The sequence below is a fragment of the Caproicibacterium lactatifermentans genome (assembly GCF_013315815.1).
Taxonomy (GTDB): domain Bacteria; phylum Bacillota; class Clostridia; order Oscillospirales; family Acutalibacteraceae; genus Caproicibacterium; species Caproicibacterium lactatifermentans.
The window spans coordinates 128571-146054 of the sequence record NZ_CP046051.1 but is presented as its reverse complement, the minus strand read 5'-3'; the positions used below and the strand labels follow the sequence as shown (position 1 = coordinate 146054).

Below are 17484 nucleotides of genomic sequence, written 5' to 3'. Positions count from 1 at the left end.
ATCATTCTCCCTTTCCCTGCAGCTCCCGCCGCAGTTTTCTTGTCTGCATCTTGGTCAGTTCTGTCTGGGCGCGTGTCAGGGCCGCTGTGGCAAGTTCGGTTGCGTCCTGCAGCGTTACATCGTTCCACTCAATCTGGAACGGCACATTTCCCCTGCCGGAAAGCTGCAGCCACAGCGTACAAATGCGGCGGATAATTGGATTCAGCAGACGGCGGTACGCTTCCAGTTCACTGGTCAAAATATCCGCCTGCTGGCCGCTCATGCGCTCAGTGCTCGACCACGTTAGCCCCAGCAGAAACGGCGGCAGCCCTAATTTCGCCACAATCTGCTCCAACATCTGCCGCACCGGTACCGCACTGTCCAGCACCTGGTTGTCCGCACCGATTGCCTGAATATGTACATCACCGACCGCAACAAAGTCGCTTCTGCTGTCCGGCCGCATGGCACGGCTCCACTCCTGTGCCATTTGCTCCGCGTGTTCCGCAGCAAAGGCGCGGTCGTCCTCATTTGGGGTGCAGGTAACGGCAAACCGTACGTTCCCTACGCGTTCCCAGTTGACACCGATGGTGTGGAAAATCGTAACTAAAATGTTGGTTACAAAAGGAAGCCCCTGCAGAATGCTCCTGCCTTTGGCGCTTCCCGGCAGTGGGTTCAGCGCTGTATGAAAGACAAGCTCCGGGTACGGCACCGGCCGGCTGCCGCCGACACACCGGCGACGCACTTCTATTTCCACCGGTGACTTTGCCCGCAGCTCTACGTCCTGCAAAGAAGCATTGTACAGTGCCCGAAGCTCTCCGCCCTGCACCACGGCCTCCCCTACCGCATTGCCGCAGGTCAGCAGCTGGTCCAAATAGCAGTCCAAAAAGGCTGTAATACCGGCCCCGCCGGTCCCCACCGGCACGGTTCTGAGGAACTGTTCCAATTCCAGCCGTGTATCCTCTCCGGCACAGACAATGCGGAACTTTCCCACCAGCCTCACCAGCTTATCAATGGCTGCGTCAATAACCGGCACCGCCTGCCGCAGCTTCCAATACAATCCCAATTCTCCGCTGGACAGCGGCACATACCGCTGTACCGCTGAAAACGGCAGATCCTGTCCGCCAGTCTGTATAGCCAGCGTACCTGCCGATACCTTTTTCCCTCTCTTTTTTCGTATCAACTTTTTTCTTTCCTCTCTTTCCGCGGAACGGCCGCCGCCGCAAAGCCACCGCTCTCCTGCCGCAGAACCGTAGAAACGAAGTACCGAATGTCGTCCATGGCATGGTCATTCTCCTTCAGCGGTTCTTCTTTACCGTCCTGCCAGCGGTACAGCGAAAATTCCCGCCAAGTGTCCCGGCAGCCGTGGCAGATGCGAATGCGGCCCTCTTTTAGTGCCAATCCCGTGCGGCGAATTCCCTGCAGCACCTCATTTTTTGCCGGCAGTACCGGAAACCTGCCATGCCTGCGGATGGTCTCCATAAAACTTGCCGCCGAGGGGTCCACAACTACACAGCGAATTCTGTATCCGCGGCAAATCTTTTCCAGCGCGCAGTAATGTTCTTCGTCTGTCCGCGGGCTGTGCTGCCGCCCGTCATAGTAATATTCTGACAGTCGATACCAACAGCCACCGTTTTTGCCCCATAATCCAAAGGAACTGGGGTTTTTTGTGCCATAATCACAACTCACTACATACTCCGTACAGGTTTTGGGATTGTCCGCAGCCATTTTGTCCGTCATAAATGGATAGATGAGTCCTTCCGCCGCGGCCCAGCGGCCCAAAATGTACCGTTCGTAAAAAGTTCCGGTATACAAATTCCGGTAGCGGGCACGCATCCGCGGGGAAAGAGAGGGGTTGTCCTCCATGGTAAAGTGCAGGTACAGCGCATTCTTTTCCGCCGCCTTCTGTATCCATTCCGTGTAAAACCAGTGCTGCGGTCCCTCTGGATTGCAGTTAAACCAAAAGCGGCTACCCTCAACACTGCACCGTGCCAGTGCCTGCTGGACAAACTCCCGCGGCAGCAGCGCCGCCTCGTCAAACAGCACACCCGCCAAAGTAATTCCTTGTATCAGCGCGGCGCTGCTGCTGTCCCGTCCGCCGAACAGATAGAAACGATTCTTCAGCTGTCCGGCGGAAACCATCAGCAGGTTTTCGCTCCCTTTTACGGTGTATTCGAAACCGGCAGCCGACAGTGCCGGAAGCAGTGTCGTAACAAGGTTCCGTTTTAAAGAACGCACGGTTTTTCCGCACAGTGCAAAGCTCTTGTCTGAAAAGCATGCCATTGCCCAGCACACAAAGCCCAGCCCCATGCACAGCGTTTTGCCGCTGCGCACTGCTCCGTCACAAATAACGGCGTCCTTCTGTTCGTCACCGCTGCCGGGACACCACCAGCTCATGGCCCGCAGCTGCTGTTTACTGAAGCGCATCCCTTCCGCTCGGTCCGCCCTCCTCCCGCACTGCCTGTGCTGACTGGTTCAGTGCGCTGTACAAAGGCTGCATGTTTTCGCCACCGCCCAGTTCCGCCATCATTTGCGCGGCTTTCAGCCGGTCGGCAAATTTGATTTCCACACTGCCTTTGTCGCTGCGTTTTATTTCTTCCACACACGACAAATCCAAATTTTGCAGGTCGCTGGCCTCCGGTGGAAAAAACAACAGCCGTACCGCGTCATTCACCTTCCCGCGGGCCAGCTTTCGGCAGACACGCAGTGCTTCTTTTTGTGTATCCATGTGTTTGCTCCTCTCTTTTTGGTTTTGCAGGTTGTCCCTGCACCCCTCCGGCCAAACGCAGATGGAATTCGCCGTTTTAGGCGAATTTTTTATAGAACTTTTTAAAAAAGGATAAAAAAGCGGCTCTCCGCAAATAAATGCAGAGAACCGTTCCATTAAAAAAGCACTGTCTGTTTAACAAGCAGACAGTGCTTTTTGTTATTTTGCCGCGGAGGACGAACTTTCGCCCTTATCCTCCAGCAGTGCAACGGTCTTCGTCAGCATTTTCCGCTGACTGACCGAATAAATTTTTACCCGTACTTTGTCTCCCGGCTTGTAACTGGTCATCTGCCCTAGCAGCTCATCCGTAGTCGTCACATCTTTGCCGTCAAACTCACACAGGATATCGCCCTTTTCTACTCCATTATGATACAGTGGACTGTCTTTGTCGATTGAAAAAATCTGCAGGCCGTTTGGTATGCCTTTCATCTGCATCTCCAGCTGGGACACTGGGGCGCAGGTAATGCCGATACGCGTACGGCCCGGCACATAACCGGTATGAATCAGCTGGTTAATAATCGTGCTGGCTTTGCTGACCGGAATGGCAAACCCCATGCCCTCGTAGCCGGTGCTTACTATTTTGCAGGAGTTAATTCCCACAACCTGCCCATACAGGTTGCACAGCGGTCCACCGGAATTCCCGGGGTTAATTGCCGCGTCCGTCTGGATATATGTCATGCCGTTTCCGCTGTGGCCGGCGATGGTGCGGTCCAGTGCAGAAACATAGCCGCCGGTCAGGCTGTTGCTGTAGTCCATTCCGCTCGGGTTGCCAATGGCAATGACTTGCTCACCAACCTGCAGTTCGTTTTCGCTGCCAAACTGGGCAGGCATCAGTCCGGTTGCGCTAATCTTCAGGACGGCAAGGTCACTCGTCTTGTCAAAGCCCAGAATGCGAGCCTTATATTCAACTTTTTTGCCCGGCAGTACTACATTCACGTCCGCGCTGGGACTGTATCCTATGACATGCGCGTTGGTTAGGATAACGCCGTCGCTGCTGGCGATGATGCCGGTTCCCTGGCTGTCGCTTTCATTGCCGTCCTCATCAGGCAGCTTTGTCAGCACGCCCACAACGCTAGGGCTAATCTTGCTGAAAACGTTCTGTGCAGACATTACCGCACCGCTTTTTTCCTGGATAATGATACTGCTGCCTGTGCCCTTTCCGTCATTAGGAACGGTATTGAAAGCGCGGGAACTGCTTTCGGTTTCCTTCGGCTGAGAAGAAGAGGAAGAACTGTCCTGCCCCGCTTCGGAAGTCTTTTGGTTTGAAAAAGTCACAGCAAACAGCGTGACAAATATCGCCAGCAGTACCGAAAGAATGGCGATAAGCACCCGCGTGCCGTTGTTCATCGGCCGGTGCGGGCGGTAACCGCCGCCGACCGGCAGATACGGCGGCGGGCAGGGCGGCACAAAGCCGCCCTGCTGTGGGGCGCCTGTTGCCGGATTTCGATAGGCAGGGCCGTTTCCCTGCGGTGGCACTGGAGCGTCCTCCTGTGTCTTTCCTGCATCAGGCTTCTCCTTTTGCGGACAGCCGGCAGGATACCAAATTTCCGGACGATATGGCTGCTGTCCGTTGTTTTCGGACTGCGGCTGTTTATTTTGTTCCATCTTTACCGTCCTTTTCTTTTGGAGCATCAGAAGCAGAATCGCTGTTTTCTTTTTTCTTATTTTCCGGCGCGGGCTTGGCGTTCTTCCCTTTCTGGTAAGCTTGTCGGGACGGCTCTACTACCTGCGCACATACAGTTGTCGTCGGCAGCTTCTCCCCCTGCTGCGGAATTTCTCTTGGCAGCCAGAAGGAAAACTCACTGTACTTGCCTAATTCAGAGCGAGCGGTAATCTCACCGCCGTGCTGCTGTACAATGGTACGCACAATGTAAAGCCCCAATCCCATTCCAGCGCGGTCCTTGCTGCGGGATTTGTCTGTTTTATAGAAGCGGCCAAAAATCTGCCCCAATTCCTCCGACGCAATTCCTTCGCCGCTGTTGCGAATCGTCACGGTTGTGCGTGCGGACTCTTCCCGAACATTGACGCGAATATAGCCACCGGGATTTGTAAATTTAACTGCGTTTTCTACCAGATTGTAAATAACTTGGTGCAGCAGGTCCGGGTCGCCATCCACAAAAGCCGGGTGCGTTTCGTCCAGTCCCTGTACTTCAATTCTTTTTGATTCAATCTGTTTTTCAAAGTTGAGCATTGTCGTCAGCACGGTATTGGTAATGTCAAAACGTGCTGGGTGCAGCTTCAGTTCACCGTTGTCGATGTGGGAAAGGTCCAGCATGGTATGTACCAGCCGGGATAGGCGCTTTACTTCCTGTGAAACAATCCGCAGATAATGCTTCTGCTTTTCCGGCGGAATAGTTCCGTCCAGAATGCCGTCAATAAAGCCGGCAATGGTTGTCATCGGCGTCTTTAGTTCGTGGGAAACATTGGCGATAAAGTTTCGGCGGGTATACTCGCTGGTTGCCAGTGACTCTGCCATGTGGTTAAAGGCAACTGCCAATTCGCCTATTTCGTCGCGGCTGGTAACCGGCACCCGTTTGGAAAAGTTTCCTTCCCCAAAGCTTCTGGCCGCGTCCGCCATCATCCGAAGCGGGCGCACCATATTGTAGGAAAATACCCAGACCATACAGAATCCCACGGCAAAAGCCGCGCACGCTGCAAACAGAAACATCCGGAAAATATCCTTGCGGTATTCCGTCAGGCTGTGCACCGCCACACTGGCGAAAACCGCGCCAATCGTCTGTCCGCCGCTGGAAGCATTCGCTTTTACCGGCATGCCTATCACATAGTACGGCATTGCGTAAATACCGCCCAGCAGCGTTTCGTCATCATAACTGCCCGCCAGTGCCCGTTTCATGATGTCTTTTGGTACCTGTCTGCTGACATTAATCGTTCCGTCTACGCCTTGTCCGGATACCATAATATTTCCCTTATTGTCTGTAATCAGAATATCGCTGGAATTGATGCGGCACAAAGCCGGCAGGAACTGTTCCAGTGCTTCCCTGTCAATTTTTGTGCCGCCGGAGCTGTCCGGCGCTGTGCCGTGGGTGACCATGTCCGCCACACTGGTGGCATTTTTGGTCAGGGCCGCACGTTTTTCATGCTTCCAGTTGCTGTTGAAAAACAGCAGCATAACCAGTCCCAGAATCGTAAAGCTGACCAAAATAGTCAGCAGCGTCATTCGCAGATATTTTTTAAACAGCGACTTTGGTTTTCCTTGTTTGCTCACTATGACCACTCATCTTTCCCTGCAAAATGTTTATCCCGCCTCTGCCGCAGGGATGCGGGATACCAGCGCTTTCCGGCCAATTTACTGGCCGTTTTGGTCTGTATCATCCTTGACTTCAAATTTATACCCAACGCCCCATACCGTTTTCAGGCACCACTGGTCAGAAACACCTTCCAGCTTTTCACGCAAACGCTTCACATGTACATCCACGGTACGGCTGTCACCGTAGTAGTCAAATCCCCATACTTCATCCAGAAGTTGGTCGCGGGTGAAAACGCGGTTCGGGTTGCTGGCTAAATGATAAATCAGTTCCATTTCCTTTGGCGGTGTATCAATAACCTTTCCGTTGACTTTCAGTTCATAGTTGGTCAGGTTAATGGAAAGCTTGTCGTAGTGTACTTCCTTGACCGTTTGGTTGTTGTTTTTGCCCGTACGGCGCAGTACCGCTTTAATCCGCGCCACCACCTCTTTGGTTTCAAAGGGCTTAACCACGTAGTCATCGGCGCCCAGTTCCAGACCCAGCACCTTATCAAAAGTTTCACCCTTGGCCGTCAGCATAATAATCGGGCACTGGCTCTTTCTCCGGATTTCCCGGCAAACCTGCCAGCCGTCCAACTCCGGCAGCATAATGTCCAGCAGAACAAGGTCCGGATTCTGTTCATCAAACAGTTTCAAGGCCTGGCGGCCGTCATTTGCAATAACCACCTCAAAGTTTTCTTTTTCAATATAGAGCCGCAGCAGCTCACAGATATTCTGGTCATCGTCCACGACCAGTATTTTTCCTTTTGTCATGTCAGGGGCCCTCCTTTAGCCTGTAGATATACGTATTTTATTATAAAAGGATTGGCTTTGCAAATGATGAATTTTTTATGAACGCCAAAATAGTGGCAGTAAAAAGGGACTGCCGAAGCAGTCCCTTTTTTTACGGTTTCTTCTTGTTTTTCAGACTATTTAAAAGCCCGCCTTGGTCAATGATATTCTGAATGAACGGCGGAAACGGCTCCGCCTGAAAGGATGCGCCAGTCGTCAGGTCCTGAATCTTTCCTGTGGCAAAATCCACCTGCACCTCATCACCATTCCGAACCGCTTTTGCTGCCGCCTCACATTCCAGAATCGGCAGACCGATGTTAATGGAATTGCGGTAAAAAATACGTGCAAAGGTGCTGGCAATCACACAGGAAATGCCGCTTGCCTGTATGGCAATCGGTGCGTGTTCCCGCGAAGAACCGCAGCCAAAGTTTTTATCGGCAACAATAATGTCCCCGGGTTTGACATTTTCAATGAAGCTCTTGTCAATGTCTTCCATGCAGTGCTGTGCCAGTTCCTCCCGGGAGGACGTGTTCAGGTACCGTGCCGGAATAATGACGTCGGTGTCAACGTTATCCCCATATTTATGTACTTTTCCTTTTACAACCATGCTCTGCATCCTCCTTTTACAGCTTGGCCGGGTCTGTCAGCACACCGGTCACAGCACTTGCCGCCGCAACCGCCGGGCTTGCCAGATAGACTTCACTTTCCACATGGCCCATACGGCCGACAAAGTTGCGGTTCGTTGTAGAAACCGCGCGCTCTCCCTTTCCCAGGATGCCCATATAGCCTCCCAAACACGGCCCACAGGTCGGTGTGCTGACAACCGCACCCGCTTCAATAAAGGTTTCTATCAATCCCTCACGGATACACTGCAGATAGATTTTCTGTGTTGCCGGAATGACAATACAGCGCACGCCGTCCGCGACTTTGCGGCCCTTTAAAATAGACGCCGCCGCGCGCATATCTTCCATACGGCCGTTTGTGCAGGAGCCGATGACTGCCTGGTCGATTTTAACACCCACCGCTTCGGCAATGGTGCGGGTGTTGTCCGGCAGATGTGGGAAACTGACGGTCGGGCGCAGAGTGGAAAGGTCAATTTCCACGGTACGCTCATATTCGGCGTCCGGGTCCGCTTTATAAATCTTCACTTCCCGTTGAAAACGGCCTTTTTCGTAGGCCAGCGTTTTCTCGTCTACTGGGAAAATGCCGTTCTTTGCGCCGGCCTCAATGGCCATATTCGCCATGCACAGGCGGTCCTCCACGGACAGCGCCCCCACACCTTCCCCGGTAAACTCCAGCGATTTGTACAGGGCACCGTCTACACCGATTTCCCCAATGAGATGCAGAATCACGTCTTTGCCGCAGACATAGCCGCTCGGCTTGCCTTTCAGCACCACTTTTATCGCTGTGGGAACCTTAAACCATGCTTTCCCGGAAATCATGCCGGCAGCCATATCCGTACTGCCCACACCGGTGGAAAACGCACCCAGCGCGCCATAGGTACAGGTGTGGCTGTCCGCGCCGATAATGCAGTCGCCCGGTCCAACCAGTCCCTGCTCCGGCAGCAGGGCATGCTCAATGCCCATTTTGCCGACATCAAAAAAATTCTGAATATTATATTTGCCGGCAAAAGTACGTGTACAGCGGCACTGCTCGGCCGCCTTAATGTCTTTATTCGGCACAAAATGGTCCAGCACCAGCGCAATACGCTGATTATCAAACACACTGTCTGCGCCGCAGCCTTCAAATGCGTGGATTGCCACCGGGCTGGTAATATCGTTGCCCAATACGAGGTCCAGCTTTGCCTCAATCAGCTGGCCAGGTTTTACGCTGTCCAGTCCCGCATGCGCCGCCAGAATTTTCTGTGTCATGGTCATTCCCATACCAAATGCCTCCTTTCCAAAACTCTTTTCCTGATTATCGCACAATTCATTTACAAAGAATGTAAAGTATGTTACACTTTTTGCAATAATCCATAAAGATAAGGGCTGTGGGCACGTTGTGTCCCTGTCCGTACGGAAAGATAGGAAAAAGAGGTGCTTTCATGGAACCTAACAGTTTTCATTTCACTGCTCCCGCCGCCGGATGGTCTGTTTTGGCGCAAGGGCAATCCCTGCATACAGTACCGCACGGCCACATTCTGTATCTGCAAGGGGAGGCAGGGCACTGTTTCTATTATCTGAAAAAAGGCCGTGTCCGCATTTTCCTTATTTCCAACGAAGGGACGGAAAAAACGGTGACCGAGCGGGAACCCGGCTCCATTTTTGGCGAGGCCTCTTTTTTGGACGGTGAACCGCGTACCACCTGTGCCCGCACCCTGACAGACTGTGAAATCGCCGTTATCGGCCGCGAACAGCTAACTGCTCTGTTTCGGCGGGACCCTTCTTTTGCGCTGCAAATGCTGCAGACACTTGCCAAAACGGTGCGAATGCTTTCTGAACAGCTGGATACCGTTTCTTTTTTGTCGGCGGACCGGCGGCTGGCAAATATTCTCTTTTCCCTTGCTGCGGCAGATGGTACCATTTGTCGTTCTCAGGAAGATTTGGGTGCACTGGCCGGTGTTACACGCATCACCGTCAACCGCATACTGCACACATTTGTACAAAAAGGCTGGGTTGCGCTGCGTTATCGCAGCATTACCCTGACAAACCGCCCCGCATTGGCAGCTTTTGCCGCCGGATAGACAAAACCGAGACCGCTGTGAAAGTTTCGTTTCACAGCGGTCTCGGTTCTCTAACAGCTATTTCTTGCCTATCAGTTTCTGATACACGCGGTAGCTGGCATCCCAGTATTCCTTGTGCACCGTATATTTTTTATCGTTATCCGGGTACAGTACACGCATATTGGCCGTTAACGTCAAACCTTCGTGCTGCATTGCCTTTGGCAGCGCCATTTTTGCGTGGGAGGTATCCCACGCACCCTGTTGCTGAATATAGGTATACCCTATTTCATCACATAAAAAAAACATATCACTGTAATCGCTGAGGTCGCCCAGCAGCCGTGTTTCGTTTATTTGTGCCCGCTGTGGGTCCATATTGCTTAAACCAACCGCATAATTACTGATTTCTACGGTAATATGTCCGTCACCGTTGCGGTCATTCGCGCACTTTTCAAGCTTCGCCTGATAATCGTCGATGACATCCTGGCTGACCTGATACTGTGTAATCAGCCCCACCTGATAGTCAGGGCGCACCTTGCCAAAAACATCATGCAGGAAAAGGGCCGCCACAATCGCAATGCCAATCGCAATCAGCACATGCCACTTATGGTAATACCAAAAATTCTCCCGTTTTTCCTTCGGTGTTTTTGGGGCCCGCTTCAGCTCACCACTGTGGATTGTTTCTTCATCCGCATGCAGCAGATAACGCTCACGTGCCATCGCTTACTCCTTTGGTTTCATAGTTGGGAAGAGCAGCACATCACGGATTGCGTCAGAGCCGGTCAGCGTCATGATCAAACGGTCAATGCCGATGCCCAAACCGCCGGTCGGTGGCATACCATACTCCAAAGCAGTCAGGAAGTCCTCATCAATGTCACAGGCTTCCTCATCACCGGCTGCCTTTGCCGCGGCCTGTGCCTCAAAGCGCTGACGCTGGTCGATTGGGTCGTTCAACTCAGAGAATGCGTTGGCATGCTCAGTTCCCACAATATACAGTTCAAAGCGTTCCGTATAGCGCGGGTCCTCCGGGCTCTTTTTGGCCAGCGGAGAAATGTCGGTCGGGTGATAAGTCAGGAAAGTCGGCTGAACCAGTTTGTCCTCACAGTATTCGTCAAAGAACAGGTTCATAATGTCGCCAATCTTGTGACGCTGTTCGTACTTCAAATGATGTTCATCCGCCAGTTTCCGTGCTTCGTCCAGTGTCTGCACCTTGTCGAAGTCCACACCGGCATACTTCTTCACAGCGTCCTTCATGCTGATGCGTGCAAACGGCTGTGCAAAATCGACTTCCACACCATGGGTAACAACCTTTGTCGTTCCCAGTACCTTCGTTGCGACTGTGCGAATCAAATTTTCCGTCAGGTCCATCATGCCATGGAAATCCGTGTAGGCCTGGTACAGTTCCAGCATAGTGAATTCTGGATTATGACGAGCGTCCATGCCTTCGTTGCGGAAGACACGGCCAATCTCATAAACACGGTCAAAGCCGCCGACAATCAGACGCTTCAGGTACAGTTCCAGCGCAATGCGCAGATACAGGTCCATATTCAGGGTATTATGATGCGTAATGAACGGACGTGCCGCGGCACCGCCTGCAATCGTGTGCAGAACTGGCGTTTCAACTTCCAGAAACCGCTGGTTGTCCAGGAAGCTGCGAATCTCCGTAATAATGCGGCTGCGCTTGACAAATGTGTCCTTTACTTCCGGATTCATAATCAAATCCAGATAGCGCTGACGATAGCGCATATCCGTGTTGGTCAGGCCATGGAACTTTTCCGGCAGCGGCAGAAGACTCTTGCTCAGCAGTTTGATTTCTGTGGCACGCACACTGATTTCACCGCGTTTTGTGCGGAAAACAATACCCTTTACGCCGATGATGTCACCCACATCCCAGTAGGCTTTCATCTCTTTATAGGGTTCTTCCCCTACCTCGTTGATACGCAGATAAATCTGAATGCGGTCAGTTGTGTCCACTACATCCGCAAAAGTGGCTTTGCCCATGACACGGCGGCTCATCATTCGGCCGGCAATGCACACGGGCTTGCCCTCTATCGTTTCAAAATCCGCTTTAATGTCAGCAGCATAGCTGTCACGCGGCCATGTGGTAATGACGAAGGGGTCTTTGCCGGCTTCCTGCAGGGCTGCTAGTTTTTCGCGGCGAATACGCTGCTGTTCACCAAGGTCCTGTTCTGCGGCCGGCTTGGCCTGATTTTCCTTGTTTGCCATGAATCCAATTCCTTCCTAAGGGCTGCACCGGTATGCCGGTGTACCTGTTTTTACAAATCCGAATATAAAACTTTGCCTTGTTTACTTAATGACTTCCAGAATCTCATAGACCTTCTTTCCAGCAGGCACCTCTATCTCCACTTTGTCGCCAATGGAATGTCCCATCAGCGCACCGCCTACGGCACTTTCGTCGCTGATACGGCCGGAAATAGGGTCCGCTTCGCTGCTGCCGACAATGGTCAGCTTCATTTCGCGGCCGCCCTCTGTGCTGCCTGCATCGGACACACGCACCTTCATGCTGGAACCAACATGAATCTGCTCCGCATTCATTTCACTTTCGGTCAGGATACGTGCATTTTTTAGGGTTACTTCCACATCAGCGATGCGTGCTTCCAAAATCGCCTGTTCGTTTTTTGCTTCATCATATTCACTGTTTTCGGAAAGGTCACCGTAGCCCAAAGCCACTTTAATTTTTTCCGCTACTTCTTTACGTTTGACGCCTTTTAATTCTTCCAGCTCTTTTTCCAGCTTGTTATAGCCTTCCTGGGTCATAACGGTCTGTTTCTGCATGGTAAAACCACCTTTTCAGGGAGCAGGCTCCCGCATTGAGATATACTTCTTTATTATAATAAATTGTATTTGCGCTGTCAATCCTAACCGCAAAAGGCCGCAGGAACAGTGGGAAAACACCGTTCTGCAGCCTTTTGTGCAGGTTCGTCTTTATTCGCCAAACTTTTTCTTTAGTTTATCAAAAAAGCCCTTGCGCCGCTGATAGTTATGGTCGCTGGTACTTTCTTCAAATTTACGCAGCAGTTCTTTCTGCTTTGTTGTCAGGTTCTTTGGCACTTCCAATACCATGCGTACATACTGGTCACCGCGGCCGCGGCCGCCCAGTTTCTGCACACCCTTGCCCTTCAGCTTAAAGACATCGCCGGGCTGAGTTCCTTCGCGCACCTGATAGCTGACCTTGCTGTCCAGCGTGGGTACAACCACTTCGTCACCCAGTGCAGCCTGTGCAAACGTAATCGGCATATCGCACCAAATATCATTGCCACGCCGTTCAAACAGCGCGTGCGGACGTACAGTTATCAGCAGATGCAGGTCACCGTCCGGACCGCCATTTGCACCGGCATTACCCTGTCCCGGCACATTCAATACCTGCTGATTGTCAATTCCGGCGGGAATGTTGATTTCCACCGTCTTGTGCTTGCGCACCTGACCGGTACCGCGGCAGCTGGGACACGGTGTGTTAATCACACGACCGGTGCCGCCGCAGCGGTCACAGGTACGGGTTGTCTGTACAACGCCCATAAAGGTCTTCTGCGTGATGCGCACTTGGCCGGAGCCCCCGCACGCCGGGCAGGTAGAGGCACTGGTACCGGCTTTGGCTCCGGTGCCATGACAATCAGGGCAGCTTTCCACTTTATCGTAGGAAACCTCTTTGTGGCATCCTTTGGCAGCTTCCTCAAATTCTATGGACAGCCGCACTTCTACGTCACTGCCGCGGCGGGGTGCATTTGGATTAGACCGGCGCCCACCGCCAAAGGGACTTCCACCAAAGGGGCTGCCGCCGCCAAAGAATGTGTCAAAAATATCGCCAAAGTCCACATCTCCGGAGAACGGACTGCCGCCAGCCGCCCCGCCAAAGTTCGGGTCCACACCCGCATGGCCAAACTGGTCGTACCGGGCACGCTTTTCTTTGCTTGACAGTACTTCGTACGCCTCATTCAGTTCCTTGAATTTGGCCTCAGCAATTTTGTCGCCCGGATGTAGATCCGGATGATATTTTTTTGCAAGTTTATGGTATGCCTTTTTGATTTCTTCCTCAGAGGCATTCTTCGGCACGCCCATTACTTCATAGTAATCCTTTTTTTCAGCCACAAAAATCCCTCCTCACAGGAATTGGTCTGCTGTGCGGCCCCTGCGGGCCGCGGAAGAACAGTCCTTTTCAGGATACTGTCCTGGGTGCCGGCAGGGCAACAGGGGCTTCGTTTGGGGAGCCCCTGTTGCCGCGCCATGTTTATTTTATACTGCCGCTCAAAAAGCAGCAGTATAAAATGAGATTTCAGCGATTATTTTTTATCGTTGTCGTCTACGTCCTTATACTCCGCATTGTAAACGGTGTTGCCGTTTGCGTCCGTTGTCTGCTGGCCAGCCTGTGCGCCGCCCTGCTGCTGTGCGGCCTGCTGGGCAGCCTGTGCTGCGGCCTGCGCCGCCTGCGGGTTGTTCTTATACAGCTTTTCGCTGACGGAGAACATTGCCTTCTGCAGTTCGTCGGACTTTGCCTTAATGTCAGCTGTATCGGTGCCCTTGTTGGCTTCCTTCAGGGCATTAATCTTTGTCTCCAGCTCGCTCTTATCGGCGGCATCAATCTTGCTGCCGCTATCGGAGATAAGTTTTTCTGCTGTATAGACCATCTGCTCCGCGCTGTTCTTGGTATCGACTTCTTCACGGTGCTTCTTGTCCTCTGCCGCATACTTTTCAGCATCTTTCACAGCCTTGTCAATGTCGTCCTTGCTCATGTTGGAGGAAGAAGAAATTGTGATGTGCTGCTCTTTACCGGTGCCCATATCCTTTGCGGAAACATTGACAATGCCGTTGGCATCAATATCAAAGGTGACTTCAATCTGAGGAATGCCGCGCGGTGCCGGAGCAATGCCGTCCAGCTTAAAAATACCCAGCTGTTTGTTGTCACGGGCAAATTCACGTTCACCCTGCAGGACATTGATTTCGACCTGTGTCTGGCCGTCCGCAGCAGTGGAGAAAACCTGGCTCTTCTTGGTCGGGATTGTTGTATTACGGTCAATGACCTTAGTCATAACACCGCCCATGGTTTCAACGCCCAAAGACAGCGGTGTGACATCCAGCAGCAGCAATCCTTCAACCTCGCCGCCCAGAACGCCTGCCTGCAGAGCGGCGCCGATAGCAACACATTCATCCGGGTTAATGCCCTTGAAAGGCTCCTTGCCGGTAGCCTTCTTAACAGCTTCCTGTACAGCAGGAACACGGGAAGAACCGCCGACCAGCAGGACCTTGTTCAGGTCACCGAAGGACAGGCCGGCATCTTTCATCGCCTGCTGCACCGGGCCCATGGTCTTTTCGACCAGGTCTGCGGTCAGTTCGTCGAACTTTGCGCGCGACAATGTCATATCCAAATGTTTCGGGCCAGTTGCATCGGCCGTGATGAATGGCAGGTTAATCTGTGTGCTGGTCATGCCGGAAAGTTCAATCTTTGCCTTTTCTGCCGCTTCTTTCAGGCGCTGAATAGCCATCTTGTCATTGGAAAGGTCAATACCGTTTTCCTTCTTGAACTCGCCAATCATCCAGTCCATGATGCGCTTATCAAAGTCATCGCCGCCCAGACGGTTATTGCCTGCGGTAGCCAAAACCTCCTGCACACCATCGCCCATTTCAATAATGGAAACATCGAAGGTGCCGCCGCCAAGGTCATACACCATAATCTTCTGTTCGTCGCCCTTGTCAATGCCATAGGACAAAGCCGCGGCCGTCGGTTCGTTGATAATACGCTTAACATCCAGGCCTGCAATCTTGCCGGCATCCTTGGTTGCCTGGCGCTGAGAATCCGTAAAGTATGCCGGTACGGTGATAACTGCATTGCTGACCGAAGAACCCAAATAAGCTTCTGCATCCGCCTTCAGCTTCTGCAGAATCATCGCGCTGATTTCCTGCGGAGTGTACTGCTTGTCATCAATGGTTACTTTATAGTCAGAGCCCATCTCACGCTTAATGGAACTTACGGTGCGGTCCGGGTTTGCAATGGCCTGCCGCTTTGCGGCCTGGCCGACAATGCGCTCGCCGTCTTTTTTAAAAGCAACAATGGAAGGGGTTGTGCGGGCACCCTCAGCATTGGGGATAACAACCGGCTTACCGCCTTCAATAACAGCAACGCAGGAGTTGGTCGTGCCTAAGTCAATACCAATGGTCTTACTCATAATGAATACCTCCAGTTTAACCACACTTACGGGATTCGGTAAAATATTTTTTTAATGATGATAAAATGTATATCTTCCGGCTTTCACCGGTCTCTGGAACTAGTTCGCGACTTTGACCATCGCGTGGCGGACCACTTTGTCCCCCAGCATATAGCCCTGCTGGTAAACTTCCGCAATCACATTTTCGCCAAGAGTGTCGTCCTCCGTATGGGAAACCGCGTTGTGCAGCTGTGCATCAAATTTTTCCCCTGCCTTGCCCATCGGCTCTACACCGAGTTTTTCAAGGGTGGAAAGCATTTGTTTCTGCACCATTTCAATGCCTTTGCGCAGATCCTCTGTGGAACACTCGGCCTGTCCCAGCGCACGCTCCAGATTGTCAGCCACCGGCAGGAACTCCTTTACGGTGTCCGCTGTAGCGCTGGCATACAGTGCGTTTTTCTCGCGCTCTGTGCGTTTGCGGTAGTTGTCATACTCGGCCGCGGTGCGCATCAGCCGGTCTTTCTGCTGGTCCGCTTCCATTTTGAAAGCAGCCAAGTCATTCTGCAGTTTTTCCAGCTTTTCTTTCAGTTCCTTGTTTTCTTTTTTGCTGGCCTTTCCAGCCGGTTTGTCTTTCTGGTCCTCAGCGGGCTCAGACGGCTTCGGTTCCTCTTTCTGGGGCTGTTCGGTTTCCGGCGCTGTTTTCTGCTGTGGCTCGTTTTCTTCGGCGCCTTGTGTTTCCTTTTTTTCTTCGGTACTCAAAGTCCCATCTACCCCCTTCATCTATGCAATCCAAAATTTCTGGGAATTGTCTTCCTTTTACTGCCAGTCTATCAGCTCTGTCAGCATACGGCCAACATTGCGGGCAACATAATCAATGCTGCCAATCAGTTTCGGGTAATCCATGCGCATCGGCCCCAGCACGGCGATTGCACCGGCATCCTGTTGGTGCACCGCATAATGCGCCACAATCAGCCCGGTTCCGCGCAGTGCGGACACGCCGCTCTCATTTCCCAAATACACACGGGAACCGGACCTGCGCAGCAAACCATATACTTGCTGCGGCTGCGACAGATAGCGCATCATGCGCCGCAGGTCATCCGCACCCAGTTCCGGAAAAAACAGCAGGTTTGTCTGGCCGTCCATGCACACGTCACTGCCCATTGCTTCCCTGGCCGCATCCTGCAGGGCCATCAGCGCACTGCTCATCAGCAGCGCCGTATCGCCCATGGACGCACCCATTGTCTGGATATACGCTGGTGTAATGCTGCGCACCGGCCGTCCGGCAAGGCTTTCATTAAACACACGGAAAAACACACGCAGAATTTCCGGCGAAAGCTCAAAGCCGCAGTGGAACACACGGCTGTGCATCGTGCCGGAAGTCGTCATCAAAATCAGCATGGCCGTATGACGGCTGGTCTGTACGAACTGAATGCCGGCCACTGCCGCGGCACTGCCGCTCGGTGTAGTTGTAATCGCTGCCATGTGGCTGATGCCCGCCAACGTGCGGGCCACGCCGTCCAGCAGTTTTTCCGGGTCGTAGGCACTGGGCAGCAGCAGCGCATCAATAAAGTGGCGTTCTTCCGGTGTAACACTGGCCGGCTTCATCAGCTCATCCAGGTACAGCCGATATCCCTGCTCGCTGGGCACCCGCCCGGCGGAGGTGTGCGGCTGGTCCAACAGGCCCATCGCCGCCAAGTCACTCATCTCGTTGCGCACTGTTGCGCTGGACACGGAAAAGTCCAAATTGTCACACAGGACCTTGCTGCCCACCGGTTCGCCCGAAACCATATACAGCTCAATAATTGCCGACAGGATTTTCTGCTTGCGCGGTGTCAATTCCATATCCTCACCCTCTTTTGTAGTTAGCACTCTATGCTTATGAGTGCTA

At 52.7% G+C, this 17484-nt stretch carries 16 protein-coding genes; 1 reads left to right on the top strand and 15 read right to left on the bottom strand.

Annotation, left to right across the window (positions count from 1 at the left end; genetic code table 11):
• Window position 1 precedes the first annotated feature (1 nt).
• From GJQ69_RS00620 to leuC, 8 genes are all read right to left on the bottom strand, one after another.
• Window positions 2-1159, bottom strand: coding sequence for a serine/threonine protein phosphatase (locus GJQ69_RS00620; RefSeq protein ID WP_236849699.1), 1158 nt, complete (start codon window positions 1157-1159; stop codon window positions 2-4).
• Complete coding sequence (locus GJQ69_RS00615) at window positions 1156-2403, bottom strand: PBSX family phage terminase large subunit (RefSeq protein WP_174192618.1); 1248 nt, start codon at window positions 2401-2403, stop codon at window positions 1156-1158. The genes GJQ69_RS00620 and GJQ69_RS00615 overlap by 4 nt, the downstream gene beginning before the upstream one ends.
• Entirely contained in the window at window positions 2390-2704 is a 315-nt protein-coding gene (locus tag GJQ69_RS00610; RefSeq protein ID WP_086034931.1) for a terminase small subunit, read from the bottom strand. The genes GJQ69_RS00615 and GJQ69_RS00610 overlap by 14 nt, the downstream gene beginning before the upstream one ends.
• A 198-nt stretch (window positions 2705-2902) precedes the next feature.
• On the bottom strand, window positions 2903-4348 hold the full coding sequence (locus tag GJQ69_RS00605; protein ID WP_174192616.1) for a S1C family serine protease: 1446 nt from the start codon (window positions 4346-4348) through the stop codon (window positions 2903-2905).
• The gene (locus GJQ69_RS00600) at window positions 4335-5969 is read right to left on the bottom strand and encodes a sensor histidine kinase (RefSeq protein WP_236849698.1); all 1635 of its coding nucleotides are present in this window, start codon (window positions 5967-5969) and stop codon (window positions 4335-4337) included. The genes GJQ69_RS00605 and GJQ69_RS00600 overlap by 14 nt, the downstream gene beginning before the upstream one ends.
• A gap of 81 nt (window positions 5970-6050) precedes the next feature.
• The gene (locus GJQ69_RS00595) at window positions 6051-6761 is read right to left on the bottom strand and encodes a response regulator transcription factor (RefSeq protein ID WP_086034929.1); all 711 of its coding nucleotides are present in this window, start codon (window positions 6759-6761) and stop codon (window positions 6051-6053) included.
• A gap of 130 nt (window positions 6762-6891) precedes the next feature.
• Complete coding sequence (gene leuD / locus GJQ69_RS00590) at window positions 6892-7386, bottom strand: 3-isopropylmalate dehydratase small subunit (RefSeq protein WP_086034928.1); 495 nt, start codon at window positions 7384-7386, stop codon at window positions 6892-6894.
• Window positions 7387-7402: 16 nt separating this feature from the next.
• Window positions 7403-8662 carry a 3-isopropylmalate dehydratase large subunit gene (leuC, locus tag GJQ69_RS00585; protein WP_086034927.1) on the bottom strand — a complete coding sequence of 420 codons (1260 nt, stop codon included), beginning with the start codon at window positions 8660-8662 and terminating at the stop codon, window positions 7403-7405.
• 161 nt (window positions 8663-8823) lie between these two features.
• Here leuC and GJQ69_RS00580 point away from each other — a divergent pair, with 161 nt between their 5' ends.
• Entirely contained in the window at window positions 8824-9462 is a 639-nt protein-coding gene (locus GJQ69_RS00580; protein ID WP_086034926.1) for a Crp/Fnr family transcriptional regulator, read from the top strand.
• 57 nt (window positions 9463-9519) lie between these two features.
• Here the strand turns inward: GJQ69_RS00580 and GJQ69_RS00575 are convergent, their stop codons facing one another.
• The 7 genes from GJQ69_RS00575 to hrcA form a co-directional block, all read right to left on the bottom strand.
• On the bottom strand, window positions 9520-10158 hold the full coding sequence (locus tag GJQ69_RS00575) for a hypothetical protein (protein ID WP_086034925.1): 639 nt from the start codon (window positions 10156-10158) through the stop codon (window positions 9520-9522).
• Between the two features lie 3 nt (window positions 10159-10161).
• Window positions 10162-11664, bottom strand: a complete 1503-nt coding sequence (gene lysS / locus GJQ69_RS00570) for a lysine--tRNA ligase (protein WP_086034924.1) — start codon at window positions 11662-11664, stop codon at window positions 10162-10164.
• 81 nt (window positions 11665-11745) lie between these two features.
• Window positions 11746-12234 (bottom strand): transcription elongation factor GreA, encoded by a 489-nt coding sequence (gene greA / locus GJQ69_RS00565; RefSeq protein ID WP_086034923.1) that lies wholly within the window; start codon window positions 12232-12234, stop codon window positions 11746-11748.
• Window positions 12235-12384: 150 nt separating this feature from the next.
• Window positions 12385-13545, bottom strand: coding sequence for a molecular chaperone DnaJ (dnaJ, locus tag GJQ69_RS00560; protein WP_086034922.1), 1161 nt, complete (start codon window positions 13543-13545; stop codon window positions 12385-12387).
• A gap of 191 nt (window positions 13546-13736) precedes the next feature.
• Window positions 13737-15617, bottom strand: a complete 1881-nt coding sequence (gene dnaK / locus GJQ69_RS00555) for a molecular chaperone DnaK (protein WP_086034921.1) — start codon at window positions 15615-15617, stop codon at window positions 13737-13739.
• A gap of 99 nt (window positions 15618-15716) precedes the next feature.
• A complete protein-coding gene (gene grpE / locus GJQ69_RS00550; RefSeq protein WP_086034920.1) occupies window positions 15717-16376 on the bottom strand; it encodes a nucleotide exchange factor GrpE in 660 nt (219 codons plus the stop codon).
• A 36-nt stretch (window positions 16377-16412) separates the two neighbouring features.
• The gene (hrcA, locus tag GJQ69_RS00545; protein WP_174192615.1) at window positions 16413-17438 is read right to left on the bottom strand and encodes a heat-inducible transcriptional repressor HrcA; all 1026 of its coding nucleotides are present in this window, start codon (window positions 17436-17438) and stop codon (window positions 16413-16415) included.
• Between the last annotated feature and the right edge of the window lie 46 nt (window positions 17439-17484).